We start from the raw sequence: 24,166 nt of genomic DNA on the forward strand, positions 1-24,166 counted from the left end.
CTTATGTCCAGCCCATCTCCTGGCACGCCCGGGAAGCCCTCCGGGGCTTCTCTGTGGCAGAAGATGCCTGCATCTGGCCGCGCTTTTATCTACTTCTGGGGCGGATGCACGGCGCTGGCGGGGGTTGTTGCCCTCACTCTGCAGATCATGGGGCCGCCCTATGCGGAGGTAAGCGGGGACGATATTGACGTTGGCACCACCTCCCCCGCCGCCATTGCAGCCCTAGCCAGCAAAACGGACATTCCCGCCCCTATGGGGGATTTGCTGACAAGCGACCTTGGTCCCGGCGGTTTTGCTCTCCCCAAAGTCGGGCCGCATGGCCTCCTGCCCCGGCAGGTTTATGCCGCCCCGGTGGTGCCGGTTCCCGCAGGCAATGCACAGGTTGCCCTGCTGATTGATGGGATTGGGCAGTCGGATGATGAACTGAGCAATCAGGCCATTGATAATCTCCCCGGCCCGGTTTCTCTGGCTATTTCCCCATACGCGTCGGACCCGAGCAGCCTGATGGACCGCGCCAGAGCGCATAACCATGAAACACTGCTTTCTCTGCCGATGCAGGACCACCCTGCCAACGGCAAGGCCGCGGGTGAAGAGGCGTTACCGAACACCCTGCAAGCTGCTCTGCCTGAACGAAAAAATATTGAGAACCTGAACGAAACGCTCTCTCATCTGGCGGGCTATGCCGGGGTGACAAATGCGTTTTCTGGCCAGAATGGCGGGGAATATCCGCATTCTCCGGCGTTCAAACCCATTCTCTCTGCCGTGCATCAGCGCGGCCTGTTCTATCTGAACGCCACACCCGCCACCACGTCCGATGGACCGGGGCTGGTCGGCACGGCTGATGTCGCCATTAATACCGATGCCGATATCATCACAATCGACATCCAGCTTCTCAAACTCCAGCAGCTTGCCCGCAAGAACGGCCGGGCCATTGGCGTTATCGGCCCCTTGCGCCCCGTGGCTCTTTCCTGCCTCAAGGCCTGGATTCCGCATCTGGCCAATGTCGGGATTACGCTGGTGCCCGTCAGCATGCTGGTTGCACCCCTTCCGGCTCCGCCGCCAGCCCCTGCAAAACCCGCGGCACCGCCGACACCCACAGCCGCAACGGGCGCTATGCATGTGAATGTTCACAACGCCACACCCAATACCCAGAACGGCCCCACCTCTCTCGGACTTCCGCAATGAGCACCAGCCCTAAGGCAGAAAGCCTGCCCTACCGCCCGAATGTCGCGGCCATGATTTTTCGGCCCGATGGCCGTATCCTGATCGCCCGCCGCACGGACCAGCCCGGCGCAGGCGGCCCGCTGTCCGAAGGCGTGTGGCAATGCCCGCAAGGCGGGATTGATGAAGGGGAAGACCCGCACACAGCCGTCTTCCGGGAAGTGCAGGAAGAACTGGGCCTGGATGCCAGCACGCTGAGCATCCTGCGGGAACATCCGGACTGGATTACGTATGATCTGCCGGATTATCTGATTGGCAAGGCGCTGGGTGGCCGCTTCCGCGGGCAAACACAGAAATGGTTTGCGCTGGCTTTTACCGGCACCGATGCCGATATCCGACTGGACGCCCAGATCCCCCCGGAATTTGACGCTTTCCAGTGGATTGAACTGGCCGACCTGCCCTCCGGCAATGTCGGGTTTAAAAAGCCGATTTATGAGCGTCTGGTGCAGGATTTCGGGCCGCTCGCAACACCTGCCTGAACCCCATTTTCCCCTAAAAACATATCTCCCCTGCCAACACCGCCCCAGAGTTGATCGGAACTCCGGGCGATGCTGTGCGTCCCTTTAAGCAACGGGGCTGTTCAGCTTCAGGTCACTCTTCTGAATGCGGACACAGGCAGAAACTGCCCTGCCCCTCCCTTAAGCTTAAAGGAAAACACCATGACGACAGTCCTGATTACAGGCGCAGGCACGGGTTTTGGCCGTGAAGTTGCTCTCCGTCTTGCTGCCGAAGGCTTTGACGTCATCGCTGGTGTGGAAATTGTTGCGCAGGTTTACGAACTCTCGGAAGAAGCCCGCAGTCGCAATGTTACGCTTCAGGTTGAAAAACTTGACGTCACGCATGATGGCGATCGCCAGAAGGCCGAAGGCTGGGACGTTGATATTCTGCTGAATAACGCGGGTATTTCCGAAGGTGGCGCTGTGGCCGATATCCCGGCCGAAAACCTGCGCCGCCAGTATGAAGTCAATATTATCGGCCCGGTCCTGCTCACACAGATTGTCCTGAGAAAAATGGTGGCGAAGAAGAAGGGCAAGATCGTGTTCATGTCCTCCGTGGCGGGCCTCACGGCGGATCCTTTCACCGGCGCCTATTCCTCTTCCAAGCATGGTGTTGAAGCCATTGCCGCAGCGTTAAGTCAGGAAGTGCGCGAATTTGGTATTGAGGTGGCCACCGTCAACCCCGGCCCATTCCTCACCGGCTTTAATGACCGCATGTTTGAGACCTGGAAAAGCTGGGAAGATGATCCGTCAAAACGCCTGTTCGATTACAGCAAAATTGCCTTCCCGCATGCGCAGTATGATCCGGAGCCTGTTTTCAAAACTACCGTCGGGGTCATCAACGGGAGCATCAAGACCTATCGGAACGTAGAGCCGAAGGAAATCATCCCGCAGCAGCGCGAACAGATGGACGCCGCCTGGACACAGAAAGTCACAGATGGTCTGGGCACACGCCCGGAAATTATCCAGAAAGCCTACGATATCAAGCCCGGCACACCGGTCTGATGCGATAAACCCCGGCACGCAAAACCGGTTTTTATCTCAAGAGTTTTATAAAAAGCTACGCTGCATCATGTGACCACAAAAAAAGGGGGAAAGAGCGCGTCTCTTTCCCCTTTCCCTATCTGCCGCCCGAAGCACCTTTAATACGCGCCCGCAGGCAGGCAGGCTGGATGAGGCGTCATAACCCTCCTAACAGAAATGTTATGATATAACATTTGAGTCTTCTGAGAAGACCGATAGGCTATGAAAAAATCAATAAAATCCAATGAAAAGTCTGATCTGCATGCCGCGCGCCTCCTCTTCCTTTCCCGACAGCACTCTTGTCTCCATGCTTATGCTGGCGACGGCACTCTCCAGCCTGTGTGGCTCGCCTGAGGCGGATGCCGCTACGGAAACATCCAGTACAACAACAGAAGAAACATCACGCGAGCAGAAAAAGAAAAGCTCAGCGCCTGCGCACCCGGAATACGTGACCGTCAAAAGCCACACCACGGCAGATGGCACCACGGGCCGCACTGCAGGCGGAGGCCTGATGCCACAACAACGCTCGCCGCATGCGCAAAGCGGCCTGACGCGAGACTACATTGCCCGCCAGAGCCCCACCGAGAGCCCTACGGCCATGATTGCCGCCCTGCCCGGCGTAATCTATTCCGCCAATGACCCGCTCGGCACGAATGATGACCAGCAGGGCCTTTCCATCCGCGGGCTGGACCAGACGGAAATCGGGTATCTGTTTGAAGGCGTGCCCGCTGCGCCGCCACTTTTCCTGATGCCTTACACCTCTGCCACGGCAGATACGGAAAACATTAGTTCCGTTACCCTCACGCAGGGCGCGGCAGAAGCGACGGCACCGCTTTACAACGCGGTAGGCGGCCAACTGAGTGTGCACATGATCAAACCGCGCAAAACAGCAGGCGGTTTTATGGATCTGTCTTACGGGTCCTATGCGCTCAACCGGGAATTTCTGCGGCTGGACAGTGGAGAAATTGGCCATACAGGGGTAACCGGCTTTGCCTCCTTTTCCTACCGTAACGCCAACCAGTGGCGCGGAGCCGGAGACAGCCCACGCTACCATGTGGACAGCCGCCTGCTGCGGGAATGGGGCACGGGCAGTTCGGCCTCGCTCATTTTTTCCTTCAACCGGCAGCGGCAATATTACCTGCGCGCGCCTACGCGTAAGCAGTGGGATGCCAGTGGCACCCATTTCAATTATTCATCCCATTATACCGAGGGTGACAGTTCCTATTACCTGTTGCAGGAAAACGCCCGCGCCCAGACCTTGCTGACAGCCCCGCTGGAATTCAGGCTGAACCGGCATTTCCATCTCTCGCTCACACCCTATTTCATTTATGTCTCGGGGTATGATGGGTTTGGCACCACGCTTGACCCGCAGCACAGCTATCAGGGCAACCAGCCCGCCGGGCCGCTACAGGCCAGTGCTGGCCCCCGGACAGGCCTGATTACCGCCGTTGCGACGGATACTTTTAAGCAGGCCCATTCCGGCATTACGGCGTCCTTGCGCTGGGATGCAGGGCGCAACAGCCTGACAGGTGGTGCGTGGTATTCCTATTATGATTATTCAAACCCCTCCCGTTACGCGGCTGTGGATGCAAATGGCGGGGTTTCCAACATGCGGGGTTACTACCCTATTCTGACGGCATCAGGAGACCCGCTGACATCCTACAACTCGCATCTGGTGCAGCAGGTGAATGCTCTGTTTGTGCAGGACCGTTTTCATGCCCTGTCCAACCGGCTGACGCTTTCCGCCACGTTCCGCGCCATTATGGTCACGCGCACCGTCAGCAACCAGCTTGCTGGCGCACGGTACCGCAACGGGGCCAGCTATTTCTCACCCCAACCTCAGCTTTCCGCCAGTTATGACCTGACGCCCAACGACCAGATCTTCCTGAACGGAACAACGGGGTTCCGCGCGCCCTCCGGTATTTCCAGCTATAATGACCGTTTCAGCGTCGCTACTGGCGCACAGACCCGTAGCGCCACCAGTGACACACGCCCCGAATATTCCATTGGGGAAGAAGTGGGCTATCGCCACACCGGGCAGGTCAACGTCTCTGCGGCCCTTTTCAATTACAATTTTACAAATCGCCAGATCAGCACAACGAGCAACCTGAATGGTGCGCTGGTAACGGAATCCCTCAACGGAGGGGGGCAGACAGCCCGCGGCGCACAGCTTGAGGTCGGGCTCAAGCCCTGGCACCATTTCAGCCCTTACCTCTCGGGCCAGTATATTCACGCTACCATCGACAATAATCTGAAATCAGGCATGGACTACCTGCCCACACGGGGCAAAAAGGCCATTCGCACCCCCGATTTTTCCGGCAGTCTTGGCCTGTCCTATGATGACACGCATCTGTTTGGTCAGTTCACGCTCAATTACGTGGGGCCAACCTATTCCACCTTCATGAATGATGAACGTATTCCGGGCTTTATGACGGCCAATCTCAGCGTGGGCTACCGGCTGCGGCAGGTGGGCTTTGCGCGCTCTCCCCAGATCCAGCTCAATCTGATCAATCTTGGTCAGTCGGGTTATCTGTCCGGGGTTAACAGTGTTTCCGCCAATGCCCGCACCACACAGGGGGTTTATGGCACCACCATTGCGGGAAAGGCTCCCACCTATTTTGTGGGTGGGGGCTTTGCCGGGGTCGTTTCCGTCTCAACCGGCTTTTAGAGCCAACACGTTGTCATGCTGCCTCGATGGCAGGCATGACTTGGCGAGTGGCCATCGCCCTCGTGGCCACCGAGGGCGTGGAGCGCGCTTTAGTGCGCGCCCGTGGGCTTGCCGCCACTTTTGATATTGGACAGCAGGAAGCAGAACGGCACGCACAGGAATGCGCCAATCCCGAGGATCATGAAGACCTCGTTATAGGTCAGCATGGCAACCTGACGGGAGAACTCCAGATACTGCACATGCTGGGCCACAGCCTGTGCGTTCTCCGGCGTTAGTCCCCGGTTGATGCCGGCATTCTGGGCCTGCGTCAGATACTCATTATACGGCTGGTTATAAGGCGTCATCCAGTGGACCATATGCGCCTGATGCGCCTGCTTCCGCTCCATCAGCAGTGCCGTGGCCCCGGAAATAGCCAGAGACCCCAGCACGTTACGTGACATACTGAACAGCGCCGACGCATCCGCATTCAGGTGTCCCGGAATAGTGGAATACGCAATGGTGGAAAGCGGCACAAACAGGAACGCAAGGCATGCCGTCTGGCTCATACGGAAGAAGACCAGATGCTTGAAATCCAACAGCGGCGTCAGTTGTGCTGAGAAGAACAGCGACAGCCCCATCAGCGCAAAGCCTAACGCGATGACGCTGCGAACGCTGAAAATGCTCATCAGCTTTCCCACAATCGGGATGAGGATAATGACCGCAATCCCGCCCGGAGAAAGAACCAGCCCGGCGAGCGTGGCCGTATAGCCCATAACCTGCTGGGCAAACTGCGGGACGATAATTGCAGAGGAATAAAGCAGTGCGCCCATCGCCCCCATCATTGCCGTGCCCACAGCAAAGTTGCGATCCTTGAACACCCGCAGGTCCACCGCAGGTTTATCCGTATGCAGCAGCCACATCACAGCGCCACCCAGCCCCAGCACGGCAAGCACACACATCACGCGGATAAAGGTGGAGCCGAACCAGTCGGCATCCTCACCACGGTCAACCATCACTTCCAGACAGCTGAACCCGATGGTGATGAGGCTGATACCGATCAGATCAACCGGGGCTTTTCGCTTTCTGGCCCACGGCGGATCTTCCACCAGAGCCGCAACACCCAGCGTGGTCAGAATACCGAACGGCACGTTGATGAAGAAAATCCAGCGCCATGAGAAGTTATCGGTAATCCAGCCGCCCAGCGTCGGGCCAATCACCGGCCCCACGACCGCCGCAATGGCCGTCAGCCCGAAGGCTGCTGCGCGTTTTTCCGGCGGGAAACTATCCAGAATAATCGACTGCTGATTGGGTTGCAGCCCGCCCCCAAAGAAGCCCTGCATCATGCGGAAGACAATCAACTCCCCCAGACTGGTGGCCATGCCACACAGAAAGGATGAGACCGTAAACATCACAATACAGACCAGAAAGTACCGTTTTCGGCCAAAAACCTTGCCCAGCCACCCGGAGATGGTGAGCACAATACCATTTGCGACGAGGTATGCCGTCAGCGTCCATGTCGCATCATCGTAGGTGCTGGATAAGCTCCCGGCGATGTGCGGCAGGGACACGTTGACGATTGTCGTATCCAGAATTTCCATGAACGCCGCCATCGTCACAATGAAGGCGACGGACCATGGATTATGCTTGGGCTTCCACCCTCCGGCGGCGACCTCGTCCTGAGCACTCATTGCGCGGCGGTCTCATGACCAGCTGTGGAGGCTGCTTTCTGGCGCTGCGCCACGGCCTGCTGCACATCCTGCGGCGCGGCATCGGAATGGCCCTGCGTATCCACATGCACAACGGGGATGACGGACATACCCAGAGCCAGCTGCTGGTTGGGGTCCAGACCATCATCAATCAGGATTTTTACCGGCACACGCTGCACGATCTTCACGTAGTTGCCGGTCGCATTTTCAGGCGGGAAAGCGCTGAAGGTTGCCCCGGTGCCCTTCTGCAGGGAATCGACATGCCCGTGTAGCTTGAGAGACGGATAGGCATCCACCTTGATATCCACCGTCTGACCGGGGCGGATGCGGGTGATCTGCGTTTCCTTGTAGTTGGCCATAACCCAGACTTCCGGCTCCACAATGGACAGCACAACCTGCCCGGCGCGGACGTAATTGCCCTGCTCCAGATTACGCTGGGAAATCCAGCCATCACACGGAGCGCGGATCACCGTCCATTCCAGATTGAGGTTTGCGTTATCTAGCTCGGCCTGATCCGCTTTGGCCTGACCTTCCTGCTGGCTGACCGTAATCTGCGCGTTCTTGATGTTCGGCTGCACCGGGGTGGCAATCTGCACGGCACCCTGTGCTTCCTGCACCTGCGCTTTTGCGGCTTCCAGCGCAGCGCGGGCGTAATCGATATCCTGCTGCGAGGTTGCGGCACGCTCGACTGAATGCTGCCGTTTGTAATCGGTTTCCGCCTTGAACAGCTGCGCTTTGGCAGCCGCCAGGTTCCCCTGTGCGCGGACCAGCTGACCCGGATAGCTCTGCATGGCCACTATGTGCATCATGTCACTGGCCTGCATACCGGCCTGAGATTTTTCCAAAAGGCCTGCGGCTTTATCCCGCGCGGCCTGCCAGTCTCTGGGGTCAATGCGGGCCAGAACCTGCCCTTTGCGGACAAACTGGTTATCGTTCACCAGCAGTTCCGTCACATACCCGCCCACATGCGGGGCGATGGAGACGGCGCGGCCTGCGGTAAAGGCGTCGTCCGTTTCCACTTCATTGCGCGTCAGGAACCAGTAAACCCCGGCCGCCACCGCCAGCACAATAACAACGCATGTCAGAATAATCTTGCCGCGCCCGCTTTTCTTCTTTTCCGGCGGGGCCTGCCCGTTATCAGACGTTGCATCAGACTGTTCGTTATGGTCTTCGGCCATTCTGTTTCCCGTCCCTGAGACACACTTCATACACAAAGCCAGTCACGGAAGCTCTCGCCCCCGCCCCGCTGACCGACCGGTTCGGTCAGTATGTGGCATGATCGGAAAAAGGCTTCAAGCGGGCATGCAGCCCGCCACGCCTATTCCGACCAAAAAGCCTTGCTAGCTGTGGGAAAAAAGAACCGCTTTAGCGATCCAGCCCCTGCGTGCGCACCAGCCGGGCATACAGACCATCCTGCGCAATCAGTTCATCATGCGTGCCATATTCCACCGCACGCCCTTCGCGCATGACCACCACCAGATCAGCCGAGCGGATGGTAGACAACCGATGCGCGACGACAATGGTTGTGCGGGAATGGCGGAGTGTGCTCAGCGCTTCCTGCACAGCGGCCTCGTTCTCGCTATCCAGCGCGCTGGTCGCTTCATCCAGCAACAGCAGACGCGGGTTCCGCAGCAGGGCACGCGCCAGTGCCACGCGCTGCCGCTGCCCGCCAGACAGGCGCTGGCCACCGGGACCAACCACCGTGTCATACCCATCCGGCAGCGCCAGAATGAACGGCTCTGCCGCAGCAGCACGGGCAGCTTCCCGCACGGCTTCATCGGACGCATCTTCCTGCCCGATCAGAATATTATCGCGGATGGAGAGGTCGAACAGCAGCGGGTCCTGACTGACATACGCAATGGCATGCCGCAGGCTTGAAAGCGTGAGGTCCCGCAGGTCCACGCCATCCAGCCTGATCCGGCCAGACGTCACGTCATGCAGACGCGGCACCAGAGAGAGCGCAGTCGATTTGCCCGCGCCAGAGGGGCCAACCAGAGCGACGGTAAAGCCGGGAGCGGCTTCCAGACTCAACCCATCCAGCCCCACGCGCCCGTCCGGGTAGATAAAGCCGACATCTTCAAACGCCAGATGCCCCTGCCCCGGCGGCAGCGTAATCGCCCCGGTGCGTTCCAGAACCGCCGGTTTTTCGTCAATTACATCAAACACGCGCACGAGGCCCGCCAGACCTTCCTGCAAGGCCGCATTCAGCGCGCCCAGCGCCCGCAGCGGTCGTGCCGCCAGCAGCAGAGCCGCCACAAAGCCGGAAAAGTCCCCCAGCGTCGCGCCGCCCATTGCTGCGCGCCAGCCTGCAAAGCCGAGCACTGCCGCCACCGCAGAACCACCCAGCGCTTCCAGCAGAGGGTCCACACGGGCGCGACCACGGGTGATGCGCAGCATCGCACTGTAAAGATGGTCAAAGGACAGAGCCGCCCGCGCGCTCTCTTTCTGCTCCATGCCATACACACGCACGGTGCGGGCCTGAGAGAAACTTTCGGTCAGGAAAGCAGCCGTCTCACCGATTCTCTCCTGCATGCCACCGGAGGCCCGGCGCACACGCTTGCCGAGCTTTTGAATCGGCACAGCAGCAATCGGGTACAACAGACCGGCAATCAGGCTCAGCTCCCAGTCCATATAGAACATGGAGGCAATCAGCCCGACCACCGTGACCACATCGCCCAGAGAATTGACAGCGCGGATCATCGCCTCACGGATGGAAACGGCATCTGTCGTAAAGCGGGCGGCCAGTTTGGCGGGCGGTTCGCGCTCAATGCGGGTCACGTCAGTTTGCACCAGATGGTCAAACATCTCGCCCTGCAAGCCGCGAATCACCACCAGCACCAGCCCTTGTGCTGCCAGTGTCTGCGCATATTGCGAGGCGGCCTTGGAAATGGTGATGACCACCACCAGCAGCGGCACCTGATACAAAATGCGGGAATCATGCGTGGAAAACATGTCCAGCGCCCGCTGAATAACCAGCGGATACAGAGCCGTCAGCGCGGCGGTCAGCACTGTCAGCACAATCACCGCGGCAATACGCGCAGGGTGCAGACGCACCTGCTCCCGCCAGAGGCGTTGCAGCAGAACGCGTGAGTCATCGGGCAGCAGGGAACGGCGGCGGGCAGCAGCCGCAGCATCAGGCTTTGCAGAAGTCATGCGAGACCTCTACCAGCCTCATGCCTCGCTATGCAAAGGGGCACCCTAGCTTTGAGATTTTAAAACCTTTTTCAGGAAGGCCAGACAGGCCTCGCGCGGCGGCGTGCAGCCCTCCGCCAGCCACCATGCCCGCGCCTGCTCCAGCACCGCACCAACCTGCGGCCCCGGCGGGTGGCCTGCGGCCAGAACATCGCGCCCAGCCAAGGGGAAAACTGGCGGAGACATCGCGGAGAGCGTGCTTCTCAATACGAGCCACGCGTCCTGATTTGCGCCGTCTGCCCCCTCCGCCTGCTGCAACCATGTTCGTCCCAGCAGCACTTCCGGTGCGTCCTGCACCAGCAAGCGGCGTAAATCTGCGTCGGTCATGCCCGGTTCCAGCACCGGACCATCGGACACGCCGACCAAAAACGCGCCTTCCGCCTTTGAGAGTTTCAGACGGCGGGCCAATCCGGCCTTATCTTCCGGGACCAGAGCCGCCAGACGCAGGACCGCATCGGCAGGTGCACCGATTTCCACCAGCCGCACCAGCCGCGCACACGCAACGCCGTCCGGGAACAGCACCCCCAGCACGCCGGCCTCATCCATAAGGGTCAGCACAGCCGGCACATTCGGGCCGGTCAGAATCCGTTTGAGTTCGGACCAGATTCGCTCAACAGAAAGGCCGCGCAACAAAGCCGCCTGCTGCGTAATGGCCTGCATGGCCTCCGGGTCTGGCTGACTGCCGCCATACCGCGCCTGAAAACGAAAAAAGCGGAGAATCCGGAGGGCATCTTCCTCAATGCGGATTGCAGCCTCCCCCACAAAGCGCACGCGGCCCTGTGCAAGATCATCCCGCCCACCAAAATAATCATGCAGAACGTCATCCCGCCCACGGGACATGGCATTGATGGTAAAATCGCGCCGGGCCGCATCTTCCTGCCAATCCGATGTCCACGCGACGACGGCATGTCGTCCGTCCGTCTCCACATCGCGCCGCAGGGTGGTGATTTCATACGGTGCGGCATCAATCACCGCCGTCACCGTCCCATGCGCCAGACCGGTTGGCACGACCTTGATCCCGGCCTTCTTCAACGTTTCCAACACTTGCTCCGGCGGCTCCGGGGTTGCCATGTCAATATCGGCAACAGCGCGGCCCACCAGCAGATCCCGCACGACACCGCCGACCAGACGCGCTTCCGGCAATACCTGCCAGATTTGCCCCAGAGCATGCGTTTGCTGCGGGGAAAGGCGCGTTTCCGTGGCGTGCAGTCCGGTGGTCATACGTCGGAATTTTCGGCAGGCATCCGGGCCAGCGGGAAGAAGCAGTCACAACTCCACACCCCCATGCAGGGCACGCCCTGACACATGCCGGGCTCGGCTAAAGCCGCCAGTTCATACCAGACCGGGCGGGACAGCCGCGCTTCTATTGGAAACTGACCGTCTCCTGCCCGTACAAGCAGATACGGCGGGCATCCCCCATCCCCACAAGCCTCGGTTGGCACATTCCAGATGGCCCGAATCGGGTGCTCCCGGCTGGCGACCACCGGTTCATCCACATTGGTGCGGAAGCACAGCTTCTGCATGCGGCCGCAGCCTTTCCAGTCCAGCTCCACGGCCAGAAAGGGCACGTCTTCCACGTCAATATAGCCCGTCTCAAACGGGGAGCGCAGCAGATACCCGCCAGCCTCATCCCGCGTCAGCAAGGAGCCAAACAGACAGACCATTTCCTTCCGCTTGATGGGGGACCCGCGATAAAGCCAGACGCCATCACGGCGAATAAGAAACGGTAGCTTCCCCGGCGCTTCTCCCGTTGCGGCTTTTTCCGTGCAGGCGGTGTGGCGGGACACCGCATTCTTCTGGGTTTGGCCTTCAGCATTCACCGGTGGATCATCCTGTTCGTGACTGTTTCACTGCTTAGGGCATGATATAGGGATGATACCCCGCTTGATGTAAGCCCTGTATCTGTCAGACTGGACCCATGACCTCATCAGACACATCGCCCCTCGCCAGCCAGCCTGCCACCATGCCCGACGTGCGTGAAGCGGATATGATCTGTGAACGCCTCCAGCGTGCCCGGCAGGAAACGTCCCGCATCATCTTTGGTCAGGATAAAGTGATCAGCCAGACGCTGACCGCCATTCTGGCCGGTGGCCACGCGCTGCTGGTGGGCGCACCAGGTCTGGGCAAAACATTGCTGGTGACAACGCTTGGCACCGTTCTGGGTCTGGACGCCCGCCGCGTGCAGTTTACGCCGGACCTGATGCCGTCTGACATTACCGGCAGCGAAATTCTGGATGAGGACGCCTCCGGCCGCCGCAGCTTCCGCTTTGTGCCCGGCCCCGTGTTCTGCCAGTTGCTGATGGCGGATGAAATCAACCGCGCCAGCCCCCGCACCCAGTCTGCCCTGTTGCAGGCCATGCAGGAACGCCGCGTCGCCATCGCCGGGGCCGAGTATCCGCTGCCCCGCCCCTTCCATGTGCTGGCCACCCAGAATCCGCTGGAGCAGGAAGGCACCTACCCGCTGCCTGAAGCCCAGCTTGACCGCTTCATGCTGCAAATCCCGCTGACTTTCCCGGATGAGCAAGCTGAACGCACTATGCTGCTGGCCACCACCGGCACGCAGGACGCGCAGGCCCAGCCGATTATGGACACAACCGGACTGATGGATGCGCAGGCTCTGGTCCGCCGCCTGCCCGTGGGTGAAAAAATTGTGGATGCCATTCTGGCGCTGGTCCGCTCTGCACGGCCGGAAACATCCCCGGATGAATCGCTTCGCAGCCAGATTGCCTGGGGTCCCGGCCCGCGTGCCGCACAGGCGCTGATGCTGGCCACCCGCGCCCGCGCCCTGCTGGACGGACGCCTCTCCCCCAGTCTGGACGACGTAATTGCCCTCGCCCGCCCCGTGCTGGCGCACCGTATGGCGCTGACCTTTGCCGCCCGGGCAGACGGCGTGCAGCTGGACGATGTGCTAACGCGGCTCGTCAACCGGCTGGGCTAACCCTTTGGCCCGGTCTGCTTTTTCTCCATCCGGCCTGCTCCGCCGCCTGTTCGCTCAGGGCGCGCCTTCTAATGCGCGCCCCTCCGCACGACGTGGAGCGAACGGCAGCGCGACAGACTCCTCTGGCGGTCTGTTTGGAGCCTTGCGCACCAGAACCGGGCAGCCTGTTTCCTCCCCGATTCTGGCCACCAACAGCACCAACACAGCCTCCGCTCTGGCGGCGCGCCTGCCGGGGTTGGTGCTGCAGGCCGACCATATTGCAGCAACCCTGTTTGCCGGGCAGCATGGCCAGCGGCGCGCCGGTGGCGGAGAAACCTTCTGGCAATACCGGCAGGCTTTGCCCGGTGAGCCCGCCAACCATATCGACTGGCGCCAATCCGCCCGCAGCACACACGCCTACGTGCGTGAGACGGAAGCCGAATCCGCCCAGACCGTTTTCATCTGGTGTGACCTGTCCCCCTCCATGGCGTGGCGCTCCAGCCCGTCACTGCCGGAAAAGCAGGACAGCGCCATTCTGATCGCCCTCGCAGCCGCCGCCCTCCTGCTGCGGAACGGGGAACGTGTTCAACTCCTCACCCCCACCGGCCCGGCCATCCTGCCCCCCGGAGGCAGCCCGCTCGAACGACTGGCCTTAGGGCTGGCCCAGCTTGCCAGCACACCAGAGGCCAAACGTCCGGCACTGCCTCCCTCTGCCGTGCTGCCACGCTATGCACAACTGCTGGTTGTCAGTGATTTTCTTTGTGCGGAGGATACCTTTCAGACGTGCCTGCATCATGTCGCCGGTCGCCCGGTTCGCACCCATCTGGTGCAGGTGACAGACCCGGCGGAGCGCACCCTGCCGTATCAGGGCCGCGTGCGGTTTGAAGGGCTGGAAGGCGAGCCGGAGATCGACCTGCCCAACGTGCAAAGCCTGCAACAGGACTATGAGCATCTGGTCGAAGCCCGGAACGCGCAGCTTGCGGCTCTTGCCACCCGCTACGGGCATGACCTTGTTCTGCACAGCACGGAAGCGCCGCCCATGCCCACGCTGCTGGCGCTCCATGCTCTTCTGTCTGGCCAGTCCGGGGTGCGCTCATGATCTTTCTTGCCCCGCTGGCCCTGCTCGGCCTGCTGACACTCCCGGTTGTCTGGTGGTTGCTCCGCGCCACACCGCCCGCCCCGCGTGCCCAGATTTTTCCCGCAGTCGCCCTGCTGCGCACTTTGCGCCCGCATCAGAATGACGCCGTTCGCTCCCCGTTATGGCTCCTGCTGGTCCGGCTTGCCGCCGTGGCCTGTCTGGTTCTGGGGCTGGCTCAACCTGTAATGCCGGGGGATCGCCTGCCCAGCACCGGGCATGGTCCGCTGCTGCTGGTGATGGATGATGGCCTGTTCTCCGCCTCAGACTGGGGCCGACGCATTGCCACAGCGCAAGGACTGGTGGAGGATGCTGACCACGCCGGTCGCACCATTCTATTCGTCCGCACCGCCCCCGCAGCCGATGGCCACGAGATCCAGCCCCCCACACCCCGCGCCGCCGTCGCTGTGCGGCAGGAACTGGACAGCATGCGCCCGGCCCCCTGGCGCACAGACCGCGCTGCTGTGGCACGTGCCCTGAGCAAACTGCCCCACGCCGATGGCAGCGTGCTGTATCTGGCAGATGGCGTCGCCTCCCCGGGTGATGACGCCTTTGCCCGCGCCCTGCGCGCTTTTGGCCCGGTGCAGGAAATCCATTTCCCGGATGCGTCTGTTCTGGCTCTTGCCCCAACGGCTGAACGCAACAGCACCCAGATGGCGCGTCTTCTGGCCCTGCCCCAGCCCGCGCCCCGCTCCCTGTCCGTGCGCGTGCATGCACAGGATGGTGGTACGCTGGCGGTCCTGCCGCTGGTTCTGCCCGCCGGAGCCGCGCAGATAGATGTGCCCGTCACGCTGCCGACAGCCGTGCGTAACCGGATTGACCAGCTTTCTCTGGCCGGACAGGCTAGTGCCGCCACAACCCTCCTGTTTGATGAAGGTGACCGCCTGCGCCCTGTGGGGCTGATGACCTCCGGCGCAGCGGACACCCCGCTCATCGGCCCGCTCTTCTATCTGCGCCGCGCCCTCGCCCCCACGGCGGATCTGCATGAAGGCACCCCCGCCACCCTGCTGGCCCAGCCGCTCTCCGTCATCATTGCGCCGGATGGCACACTGGCAAACCCGGCCATCCGCCAGAAGGTGAAGGACTGGGTAAAAAAGGGAGGCACCCTGATCCGCTTTGCTGGCCCTGCTCTGGCAGGCGCACAACATGGTGCAAACGCAGATGGAGCAGACGCTGCTTCCGAGGCCCCTGCTGGGGACGATATAGACACACCGGAACCCCGCACCGCGACGGCAGGCCCTTCAGCAGACCCAACGGCTGACCTGCTGCCCGTCGCTTTGCTGGACGGCTCCCGTCAGCTCGGCGGCACCATGACGTGGGGTGCGCCGCAAAAGCTGGCCGCGTTTGATGCCACGTCTCCGTTCCATGGGCTGGATATTCCGGCAGACGTCACCATTTCCCGGCAGGTTCTGGCCAGCCCAGTCGCGGACCTCGCCGCCCATAGCTGGGCACGTCTGGCCGATGGCACCCCGCTGGTGACCCATGCTACATTGGGCAAGGGCGACATCATCCTCTTCCATGTCAGCAGCACGGCGGACTGGTCCAACCTGCCGCTTTCCGGCCTGTTTGTCTCCATGCTGCAAAGGCTGACAGACCACGCCAATGGCGTGACCATTCCGGCGGATGACACACTTCTTGCCCCGGTTCTCACACTGGATGGAGACGACGTGCTCGGCCCGCCTCCGCCCGCAGCCCGCGGCCTGAAAGCGAGCGACTTTGCCCGCACAGCCGTCTCTCCTGCCCATCCGCCCGGCCTCTATGGCCCGCGTGCTGCCCGCCGCGCACTGAATGCCAGCAGCCAGATCACAGCGCTTGCCCCGGCAACACCGGTCGGCACCGTCACCAGCCCCGGCGGACGCAGACCGGATACGGCGCTGGCTCCGGTCTTCCTCTGTGCCGCAGCCGTCTTGCTTTTGTTGGATGGCCTGCTGGTTCTGGCCATGCGTGCAGGACTTTCTCTGCGCACCGTGACAAAGCACGGCTCGGGCAAACATGGCCTGTCCCTGCTGCTGGCCGGTGCACTGACTCTCCCGGTTCTCGCCTCCGCACAAAGCGCGCCTTCCGGGCATACCCCAGCAGCCCCTGCCGGGGCTTCCACGGGAGCCACTGGGACGGATACCGGAACACCGTCCGGTTCCACGCCTGCATCGGCTTCAGCTTCCGGTTCCAGTTCCGGAGACAATGGCGCAGCGGTTTCGTCCCTGCCTTCTTCAGCCCCAGCCCCCTCCGGCCCAACGCCCGTCCCCGGAGCAGCACTCGAAACACGGCTGGCCTATGTCATCACCGGGCATGACGATATTGATACCGTCTCGCGGCAGGGGCTTCAGGGCTTGTCGGACTATACCAACGCCCGCACCTCCGCCATGCTTGGCCACCCGGACGGGGTCAGGCCGGGGCAGGATGATCTGAGCTATTATCCGCTGCTCTACTGGCCCATCACGCCGGACGCCGCGCCCACCCCCGCCATGACTGCCGCCCTCACGGCCTTCATGGCCCATGGCGGCATTGTGCTGATTGACACGCAAGGGCAGGATTCCGGCAGCCAGACTGACGCCGCCGGCCCTTATGCGGGTGATGCCCCCGGCACGCGCTCGGCGCTGCGCCGCGTAACCGCTGGCCTGCCTATTCCGCCACTCATGACCATGACGGACCATCACCTGCTGGCTCATACCTTTTATATGCTGCACGAGTTTCCCGGGCGTTACGCGGAACAACCCGTCTGGGTGGCGCGGGAAGGAGAAGCCGAGAATGATGATGTTAGCCCGGTGATTATCGGCTCCGCAGACTGGGCGCACGCCTGGGCGGTGGATGAAAGCGGCAATACCCCCTTTGCCGTCCTGCCCGATGGCGCAGACCAGCGGCAGCTCGCCTACCGCTTTGGCGTCAACACCATCATTTATGCGCTGACAGGCAACTACAAAGCCGATCAGGTGCATGTGCCCATGTTGCTCAAGCGGCTGGGAGAATAAGCACCATGCCTCAGTCTCTCGCCCGCTCTCTTGGTTTTGCCCCTCTTGTGCCGCTCTGGGTGCTGGTAACGCTCGGCATTCTGACTGTTGTGCTGTGCGGCTATGCGCTCTTCCGCCGCACCAAAGGCGCTTTCTTCCGGCTGGCGGCCCTGCTCTCCGTGCTGGTATGGCTGGCCGGGCCGCAGCGCCTGCATGAAAGCTGGCATGTGCTGCCGGAAACGGCGTTACTGCTGGTGGATCAGTCGCCCTCCATGTCCGTCGGGCAACGGGCCTCCATCGCCCGGCAGGCCGCCAGCACGCTTGCGCAGGCCCATACGGATGGGCTGAACCTGCGCACTGTCACCGTCCGCAATTCCGGCCATAACGGCACCCGCCTGTTTGATGCGCTGGAGCAGGCCGCTGCCGATGTTCCACCGGACCAGCTGGCCGGCGCGGTGATGATTACGGATGGTCAGGTTGCCGATATTCCGGCCAGCGTGCCGGACCGCCTGCGCCCCACCACGCCAGACGGCAAACGCTTCACCCTGCCCCTGCATGTGCTCCTGCCAGCCAAAGGCGAGGAAACCGACCGGCAGCTCCGCATTCTGCAAGCCCCGCCCTACGCCATTGTCGGCCAACCCGCCAAACTGCGGGTGCAAGTGGATGATGCCGGGCCGGGCACCACACCCGGCGCACAGGCAGACGTTACCCTGCGGGTGAATGGGGAGGATCCGGTTGTCATTCCCGTGCGCACAGGCTCCCCGCAGGATATTTCTCTGCCCGTGCCGCATCCGGGGCAGATGCTGGTCAGCCTGTCCGTGGCCCCGCTGGAAGGCGAGGTCTCACAGCTCAACAACCAGTCCGTCACCCACATTACCGGTATCAGGGACCGGCTACGCGTCCTGTTGATTTCAGGCACGCCAAATCAGGGGGAGCGTGTGTGGCGACGTTTGCTGAAAGCCGATCCCTCGGTTGATCTGATTCACTTCACCATTTTGCGTCCACCGGACAAGGATGACGGCACCCCGCTATCTGATCTGGCTCTGATCGCCTTCCCCGTGCGGGAGCTGTTTCAGGACAAGATCAACCAGTTTGATCTGATCATTCTGGACGGGTTCGAGAACAGAAACATTCTGCCGCACGCTTATCTGAACAACATCGCCAACTTTGTGCGTAAAGGTGGCGGCCTGTTGCTGACAGGTGGCCCGGAATTTGTTGGCCCCGGCACGTTGCAGGACACCCCTGTGGGCGACATCCTGCCTGCGCATGTGCCCTCTGAAGGCGGCATGGTTGAGCAGCGGTTCCGGCCGAAGCTGACCGCCGAAGGCCGTCGCCATCCGGTAACAGCTGCCCTGCCCGGCGCGCCGCCGCAGAACAGCTCAACGGACACCGCCCAGACTACCCCCGGCCAGTGGGGTCCGTGGTATCGCGCCCTCAAGCCCGATTCCACGCATGGCCAGACGCTGATGAGCGGGCCGGACAACGCCCCGCTTCTGGTGCTGGACCATGTGGATCAAGGGCGCGTTGCCCTCCTGCTGTCTGACCAGATCTGGCTATGGTCGCGTGGTGAAGGCGGCGGCGGCCCGCAGGCCGAGCTGCTGCGCCGCATTTCACACTGGCTGATGAAAGAGCCGGAGCTGGAAGAAGAGCAACTGACGGCGGCAATCTCTGGCGGAGAACTCACCGTCACCCGCCGCAGCACTGCTGGTGCGCCGCAAAAAAGCGTGACCGTGACCCCGCCCGGCAGCCCCGCCGTCAGTCTGCCGTTGAAGCCTGCTGCGGAAGACGCCGGGAACAAGGACGACGCCACCGGCCTCACCATGGGCCGCATGCAGGCCGATAAACCCGGCATCTGGCAGGTGGATGACGGCACGCACAAAGCCTTTGCGGCCCCGGTGCAGCCAGACCCGCAGGAATTTGCAGACCTCCGGGCGACTGCCAGCCGGATCGGCTCGGTCGTGTCGGCCTCTGGTGGCGGCGTGTTCTGGACGGGAGAAAACAGCGCCTCCCCCACCGTTCCGGCCCTGCGGCTGGCAGACGGCAGTACCCGGCACGGGGCAGACTGGATGGGCTTCCCGCACCGGAACGCGCATGTCGTCACGGGGAAAAGTGCAACGCCCCTGCTGCCTGCATGGCTGATGCTGGGCCTGTCCCTGTGCCTGCTGTTTGCGGGCTGGTGGCGGGAAGGACGGCGCTGACTACCGTTTTCCTTTCCGCCCGCACGCGGGTGTGATAAATAATGAAGTCAGGTTCCACCTATGGACAGATCATGACCCGTTTCTTCCGCTTTACTCCGGCTGCTCTCATGGTTGGTGGCAGTCTTCTTTTTGCCTGTGCTACGCCCGTCTGGGCTCAATCCGCCCGCGAGGCTGAAGCGCAGGCGGCTGCTGAAGAAGCTGCCCAGAAAGCGGAAGCCGCCAAGGCCATGAAGCGCGCCGCCCCTCCGGCCTCCATCCCCGGTGCGGAAGGCAATGATGACGAGGAGGGTGACCGCACCAATGCGGACATGGAGCCCACCGCTGCTCTGTTTGACGCCATCAACCGCGGCAGCCTGCTCTCAGCCAAGGAATCCGTAAACCGTGGTGCCGATCTGAACCATCGCAACATGCTGGGTCAGACGCCGCTGGATATGGCGATTGACCTGAACCGGAACCCGATCATCTTCCTGCTGCTGTCCATGCGCGGCAATGATGACCGCCCGCGCACCGATATCGCGTCGCAAACCCGCGGCATGGAGACCAAAGACGGCGCAGGCCATCTGACCATCGGCGGCACGGCTGGCCGCCATAATGCGGAAGCCGCAACCAGCAGCCGTTATGACAGAACCGGCGGCTCTGCGCGCCCCGACATCGGCTTCCTTGGGTTTGGCGGAAGCTAAACCAATCAGATCCAGCCATGAAAAAAGCCGCCCATAAGAGGCGGCTTTTTTTATACCCTCGACCTGACGCAAAAAGGGGCGAAGCCTTAACGGCCCCTCCCCCGTTTCCAGTTCAGACAGAAATTACGTTGCTGGCCCCACGGCCGGACTGCACCAGACTTTCCTGCCGCAGCACATCCAGCGGCAGCCAGACGCCATCCCGCTCAAAGTGCCAGAAAGTCCAGCCATTGCAGGACGGTGCATTGGTCAGCATGGCGCCCATTTTGTGAATAGAGCCGCGCTTGTCGCCGCTCACCAGCGTGCCGTCGGGAGAAACTGTGGCCTGCACGCGCTGCTTTTTATCAGCCAGAACAACCCCGGCAGACAGAAACCCCTGCTCAACCAGACTGCCAAACGGTACGCGCGGCGCTTCGCGCTTGTCCTGCGTGGTCATCACAGCATCGTCGGACAGCGGCTCTTCCCGCGCCACACGACCCAGAGCGGCTTCCACATAATCAGGATGACGCTCAATGCCGATAAACCGACGGCGCAGGCGCTTCGCCATAGCAGGCGTGGTGCCCGTGCCGGTGAAGGGGTCCAGCACAACATCATCAACAGACGTGGAGGCCAGCAGAACACGATGCAGCAGGCTTTCCGGCTTCTGCGTCGGGTGTAGTTTCAGGCCGTGTTCGTTGCGCAGGCGCTCATTGCCCGTGCACAGCGGCAGATACCAGTCGGAGCGCATCTGCACATCATCATTCAGGGCCTTCATGGCCTGATAGTTGAAGCGATACCGGCTATCTTCGCTGCGGGCGGCCCAGATCATCGTCTCGTGCGCATTGGTAAAGCGGCGGCCACGGAAGTTGGGCATCGGGTTGGACTTGCGCCACACGATGTCATTCAAAATCCAGAACCCAAGATCCTGCAGGATCGCGCCAATGCGGAAAATGTTGTGGTAGGAGCCAATCACCCAGATGGTGCCGTCCTTATGCAGAACGCGGCGCGCTTCCGTCAGCCATGCGCGGGTAAAGCGGTCATACTCAGCCAGATCAGAAAACTTGTCCCAGTCATCATCCACGCCGTCCACGAGGGAATCATCCGGGCGACGCAGTTCACCGCGCAGCTGGAGGTTATACGGCGGGTCAGCAAACACGCAGTCAACAGAACCAGACGGCAGGCTGCGCATGGTTTCCACGCATTCGCCACGCAGAATCTGATCAAGAGGAAGTTCCATAGTGACTGATTTTGCGCCGCTCATGCCCGGCCCTCCATAGCAAGATGTTCAATTTGCCGGCGCACAGTGCCGAATGTTTTACGATGATGCGGGGTCACCCCCACGCTGCTCAGAGCCTCACGGTGGACCACGGTGCCGTATCCGGCATTGCGTTCCCAGCCATAAGCGGGCCAGCGCACGTCAAGACGCGCCATGATGCGGTCCCGCACCACTTTGGCCATGATGGATGCTGCGGCAATAGAAAGGCTGAGCCTGTCGCCCCCAACAATCGCTTCTGCACTACACCCGAAAGACGGCAGCTTGTTTCCATCCACCAGCACATAGTCCGGCAGGCGCGGCAGACGCGCGACGGCGCGCTGCATGGCCAGATGGGCAGCATGATGGATGTTGAGCGTATCAATTTCGGTAGCAGAGGCAGCGCCCAGGCCAATTTCAATGCCGGGCACATCAGGCAGGCGGGCCGCAATGGCCTCACGCACAGCAGGCTTCAGTTTTTTGGAATCATCAATAACGGCTGCGAGGTCATCCGGCACACCAGCGCCAAACACCACAGCGGCAGCCACCACGGGACCAGCCAGCGGGCCACGCCCGACTTCATCAACACCGGCGACGCGTCCGCCGTGTTGCTGCTCCCGTGTAAAATCCGGCATGGCCCCTCTTTCCACTCATTTGGCAGGACTCGGTTAAAATAACCGAGTCGCACCAATTCCGACTCCGTGGAAAGAGGAGAATCACTTTTCACCGGAACGCGCAAGAGTCCCGGTGAAAATGTTTTATCAGGAGCGCTTGGAACGCGGAAACACCAGCCAGCCGAGCAGGATGCCCACGAAGGACACAATACCCAGTGAAAGCAAGGGTTTATCCCGCACGAAAGTCACAGCTTTTTCCACCACGCCCTCGCCTTCTTCATACAAATCAGCAAATTCCTGCTGGGCCATGCCGGAGAACTGATCGTACTTGCCTTCGGCCTGCAGACCCAGATCACCCGTCAGACCACCGGCTGCGTCTTTCACGCGGCCTTTGGCTTCATCAGCTGCGCCTTCGAGTTTTGCACCGATGTTTTTGAGTTTATCGTCAGCCATAAACTTTCTCCTTTTTTAGACCGTTCCGTATTCATAATGCCGGTCGCCATAAAATAGCGTTTGAGCACGGTCTTCTGTTGCATCAGACCGCAAAAACACGTCTCTGGCTAGCATGCCGTCCATAAGCCGCCCTCATCTGATCGCCCTGATCGTCGCCTCCATGTTCTTCATGGAGCAGCTGGATGGCACCATTCTGGCCACAGCACTGCCCTCCATCGCCCACAGCCTGCATGTGGATACGGTCTCCACCTCCGTGGCGCTGACGTCCTACATCATAGGTCTGGCCATATTTATCCCTGCTTCCGGCGCGCTGGCGGACAGGCTGGGCAGCCGCACGGTGCTGACCGGGGCCATCATCATGTTCGTTGCGTGCTCGGTCCTGTGCGCGTCCGCTACCAGCCTGATTTTTCTGGCTTGTATGCGTACTTTGCAAGGCATTGGGGGCGCACTGATGGTGCCGGTGGGGCGTCTGGTGGTGCTTCGCGGCACCGCGCGGGAAGATCTGGTGCGCACCATGACGTGGATGATGCTCCCCGCCACGCTCGGTCCGCTGATGGGGCCTGTCGTGGGCGGCTTCATCACCACCTATCTGTCCTGGCGGTGGAATTTCTATCTCAATATTCCGGTCGGCCTTGTAGGGCTGCTGCTCACCCGCCGCTTCATCCCCAATGTCCGCGCGACCAACCCGCCGCCATTTGACGTGCGCGGCATGGTTCTGGCCGGTGGCGGGCTCGCCATTCTCTCAATCGCCGCAGAACTCTTCAGCCACGGCGAAGGGGGCGGGATGCTTGTTCTGGGCATGCTGATCGGCGGTAGCAGCCTGATGGGGCTTTACAGCCTGCATGCGGGGCGCACGGATGCCCCGCTGCTGGATTTCAGCCTGTTCCGGGTGCCCACCTTCGCCATTTCCGTGGTGGGGGGCGCAGCGTCCCGCGTGGCTGTGGGCTCCCTCCCGTTTCTGTTCCCAACGTTTCTGCAAATTGGGGCGGGGCTGAACGCGGCGCAAAGCGGGGCCATCACTTTTATCGCACCCCTCGGGGCCATCGCCATGCGGCCTTTTGTGCCTGCTACACTGGCCCGCTGGGGCTTCAGGCGCGTGCTGATGGCCAACGGGTTTTCCGCCGCCATTCTGTTCGCCCTGATTGCCGGGTTCCATAAAGGCCAGCCGTTGTGGACGCTGTCTCTCATTCTGTTTGTAGCTGGCATGGCGCAGGCCACGCAGTTTTCAGCCTATAATACCATCGCCTATGCGGATATTTCCCGGCAGCGCATGAGTGCGGCCACCAGCCTCTATTCCACCCTGCAACAGCTCATGCTCTCGGTTGGCATCTGCACCGCTGCGGGCACTCTCACGCTCACCCATATCCTGTGGCGGCACGCCACCCCCACCCTGCATGATTTCTCAATCGCGTTTCTGGTAACCGGCACCATCTCCATGCTGGCTGTGCCGGCTGCGGCGTGCCTTTCACCGCAGGCTGGCGCCAGCATGAGCGGCAACAAATCCTGACCCTGCCCGCAATCTTAAACCTTATTTTAAAGGCACTTTTGTAGTGTTCTCTTTCCGTAATAAATCTTGGATGGCACTTTCAGTCCGTGTAAAGTCGACTCTTGTTTTTGTTACAACAGAAGCCCTCTTTTCCCCGTCAGTTTCTTGTCAGGATTGAAATTGAACGGTGAGGAAAAGCTGCTACTGTGCCCTTTGGTTTC

18 protein-coding genes are annotated in these 24,166 nt (G+C 61.3%); 10 read left to right on the forward strand and 8 right to left on the reverse strand.

Translation table 11 applies throughout. The annotated features are described in order from the left end of the window. The first annotated feature begins 3 nt into the window (after nt 1–3). From AD930_RS16350 to AD930_RS16365, 4 genes are all read left to right on the forward strand, one after another. Nucleotides 4–1,185 (forward strand): divergent polysaccharide deacetylase family protein, encoded by a 1,182-nt coding sequence (locus AD930_RS16350; RefSeq protein ID WP_061507077.1) that lies wholly within the window; start codon nt 4–6, stop codon nt 1,183–1,185. Next, nucleotides 1,182–1,700, forward strand: coding sequence for an RNA pyrophosphohydrolase (locus AD930_RS16355; protein ID WP_061507078.1), 519 nt, complete (start codon nt 1,182–1,184; stop codon nt 1,698–1,700). The genes AD930_RS16350 and AD930_RS16355 overlap by 4 nt, the downstream gene beginning before the upstream one ends. Before the next feature lie 180 nt (nt 1,701–1,880). Continuing rightward, nucleotides 1,881–2,723 carry an SDR family oxidoreductase gene (locus tag AD930_RS16360; protein WP_061507079.1) on the forward strand — a complete coding sequence of 281 codons (843 nt, stop codon included), beginning with the start codon at nt 1,881–1,883 and terminating at the stop codon, nt 2,721–2,723. 280 nt (nt 2,724–3,003) lie between these two features. Further along, nucleotides 3,004–5,409: a TonB-dependent receptor gene (locus AD930_RS16365; RefSeq protein WP_244150638.1), complete on the forward strand. Its 2,406-nt coding sequence runs from the start codon at nt 3,004–3,006 to the stop codon at nt 5,407–5,409. 89 nt (nt 5,410–5,498) lie between these two features. Here AD930_RS16365 and AD930_RS16370 read toward each other — a convergent pair whose 3' ends face one another. From AD930_RS16370 to AD930_RS16390, 5 genes are all read right to left on the reverse strand, one after another. Next, on the reverse strand, nt 5,499–7,076 hold the full coding sequence (locus AD930_RS16370) for a DHA2 family efflux MFS transporter permease subunit (protein ID WP_043552305.1): 1,578 nt from the start codon (nt 7,074–7,076) through the stop codon (nt 5,499–5,501). Beyond that, the gene (locus tag AD930_RS16375; RefSeq protein ID WP_052403973.1) at nt 7,073–8,272 is read right to left on the reverse strand and encodes an HlyD family secretion protein; all 1,200 of its coding nucleotides are present in this window, start codon (nt 8,270–8,272) and stop codon (nt 7,073–7,075) included. The genes AD930_RS16370 and AD930_RS16375 overlap by 4 nt, the downstream gene beginning before the upstream one ends. 187 nt (nt 8,273–8,459) lie before the next feature. Continuing rightward, a complete protein-coding gene (locus AD930_RS16380; RefSeq protein WP_061507081.1) occupies nt 8,460–10,247 on the reverse strand; it encodes an ABC transporter ATP-binding protein in 1,788 nt (595 codons plus the stop codon). A gap of 45 nt (nt 10,248–10,292) precedes the next feature. Next, a complete protein-coding gene (locus AD930_RS16385; RefSeq protein ID WP_061507082.1) occupies nt 10,293–11,507 on the reverse strand; it encodes a CCA tRNA nucleotidyltransferase in 1,215 nt (404 codons plus the stop codon). Then, entirely contained in the window at nt 11,504–12,073 is a 570-nt protein-coding gene (locus tag AD930_RS16390; RefSeq protein WP_244150646.1) for a DUF1285 domain-containing protein, read from the reverse strand. The genes AD930_RS16385 and AD930_RS16390 overlap by 4 nt, the downstream gene beginning before the upstream one ends. Before the next feature lie 131 nt (nt 12,074–12,204). Here AD930_RS16390 and AD930_RS16395 point away from each other — a divergent pair, with 131 nt between their 5' ends. The 5 genes from AD930_RS16395 to AD930_RS16415 all read left to right on the forward strand — a co-directional run bounded on the left by AD930_RS16395 (nt 12,205) and on the right by AD930_RS16415 (nt 20,164). Then, nucleotides 12,205–13,224, forward strand: coding sequence for an AAA family ATPase (locus AD930_RS16395; protein WP_061507084.1), 1,020 nt, complete (start codon nt 12,205–12,207; stop codon nt 13,222–13,224). A gap of 4 nt (nt 13,225–13,228) precedes the next feature. After that, a complete protein-coding gene (locus AD930_RS16400; protein WP_082781963.1) occupies nt 13,229–14,302 on the forward strand; it encodes a DUF58 domain-containing protein in 1,074 nt (357 codons plus the stop codon). Next, nucleotides 14,299–17,307 carry a DUF4159 domain-containing protein gene (locus AD930_RS16405; RefSeq protein ID WP_061507085.1) on the forward strand — a complete coding sequence of 1,003 codons (3,009 nt, stop codon included), beginning with the start codon at nt 14,299–14,301 and terminating at the stop codon, nt 17,305–17,307. Before AD930_RS16400 ends, AD930_RS16405 begins: the two co-directional genes overlap by 4 nt. 5 nt (nt 17,308–17,312) lie before the next feature. Then, a complete protein-coding gene (locus AD930_RS16410) occupies nt 17,313–19,484 on the forward strand; it encodes a hypothetical protein (protein WP_061507086.1) in 2,172 nt (723 codons plus the stop codon). Between the two features lie 71 nt (nt 19,485–19,555). Continuing rightward, nucleotides 19,556–20,164 (forward strand): ankyrin repeat domain-containing protein, encoded by a 609-nt coding sequence (locus tag AD930_RS16415; RefSeq protein WP_061507178.1) that lies wholly within the window; start codon nt 19,556–19,558, stop codon nt 20,162–20,164. Between the two features lie 112 nt (nt 20,165–20,276). Here AD930_RS16415 and AD930_RS16420 read toward each other — a convergent pair whose 3' ends face one another. The 3 genes from AD930_RS16420 to AD930_RS16430 form a co-directional block, all read right to left on the reverse strand. Then, nucleotides 20,277–21,401 (reverse strand): site-specific DNA-methyltransferase, encoded by a 1,125-nt coding sequence (locus tag AD930_RS16420; protein WP_043552293.1) that lies wholly within the window; start codon nt 21,399–21,401, stop codon nt 20,277–20,279. Beyond that, nucleotides 21,398–22,027, reverse strand: coding sequence for a ribonuclease HII (locus AD930_RS16425; RefSeq protein ID WP_043552292.1), 630 nt, complete (start codon nt 22,025–22,027; stop codon nt 21,398–21,400). Before AD930_RS16425 ends, AD930_RS16420 begins: the two co-directional genes overlap by 4 nt. Nucleotides 22,028–22,153: 126 nt before the next feature. Beyond that, on the reverse strand, nt 22,154–22,459 hold the full coding sequence (locus AD930_RS16430; protein ID WP_043552290.1) for a CsbD family protein: 306 nt from the start codon (nt 22,457–22,459) through the stop codon (nt 22,154–22,156). A 112-nt stretch (nt 22,460–22,571) separates the two neighbouring features. On the opposite strand from AD930_RS16430, the gene AD930_RS16435 reads away from it, so the two are divergent. Continuing rightward, a complete protein-coding gene (locus AD930_RS16435; RefSeq protein WP_061507087.1) occupies nt 22,572–23,966 on the forward strand; it encodes an MFS transporter in 1,395 nt (464 codons plus the stop codon). Nucleotides 23,967–24,166 lie beyond the last annotated feature (200 nt).

This window comes from Acetobacter malorum (genome assembly GCF_001580615.1).
In the GTDB taxonomy this organism is placed as follows: domain Bacteria; phylum Pseudomonadota; class Alphaproteobacteria; order Acetobacterales; family Acetobacteraceae; genus Acetobacter; species Acetobacter malorum.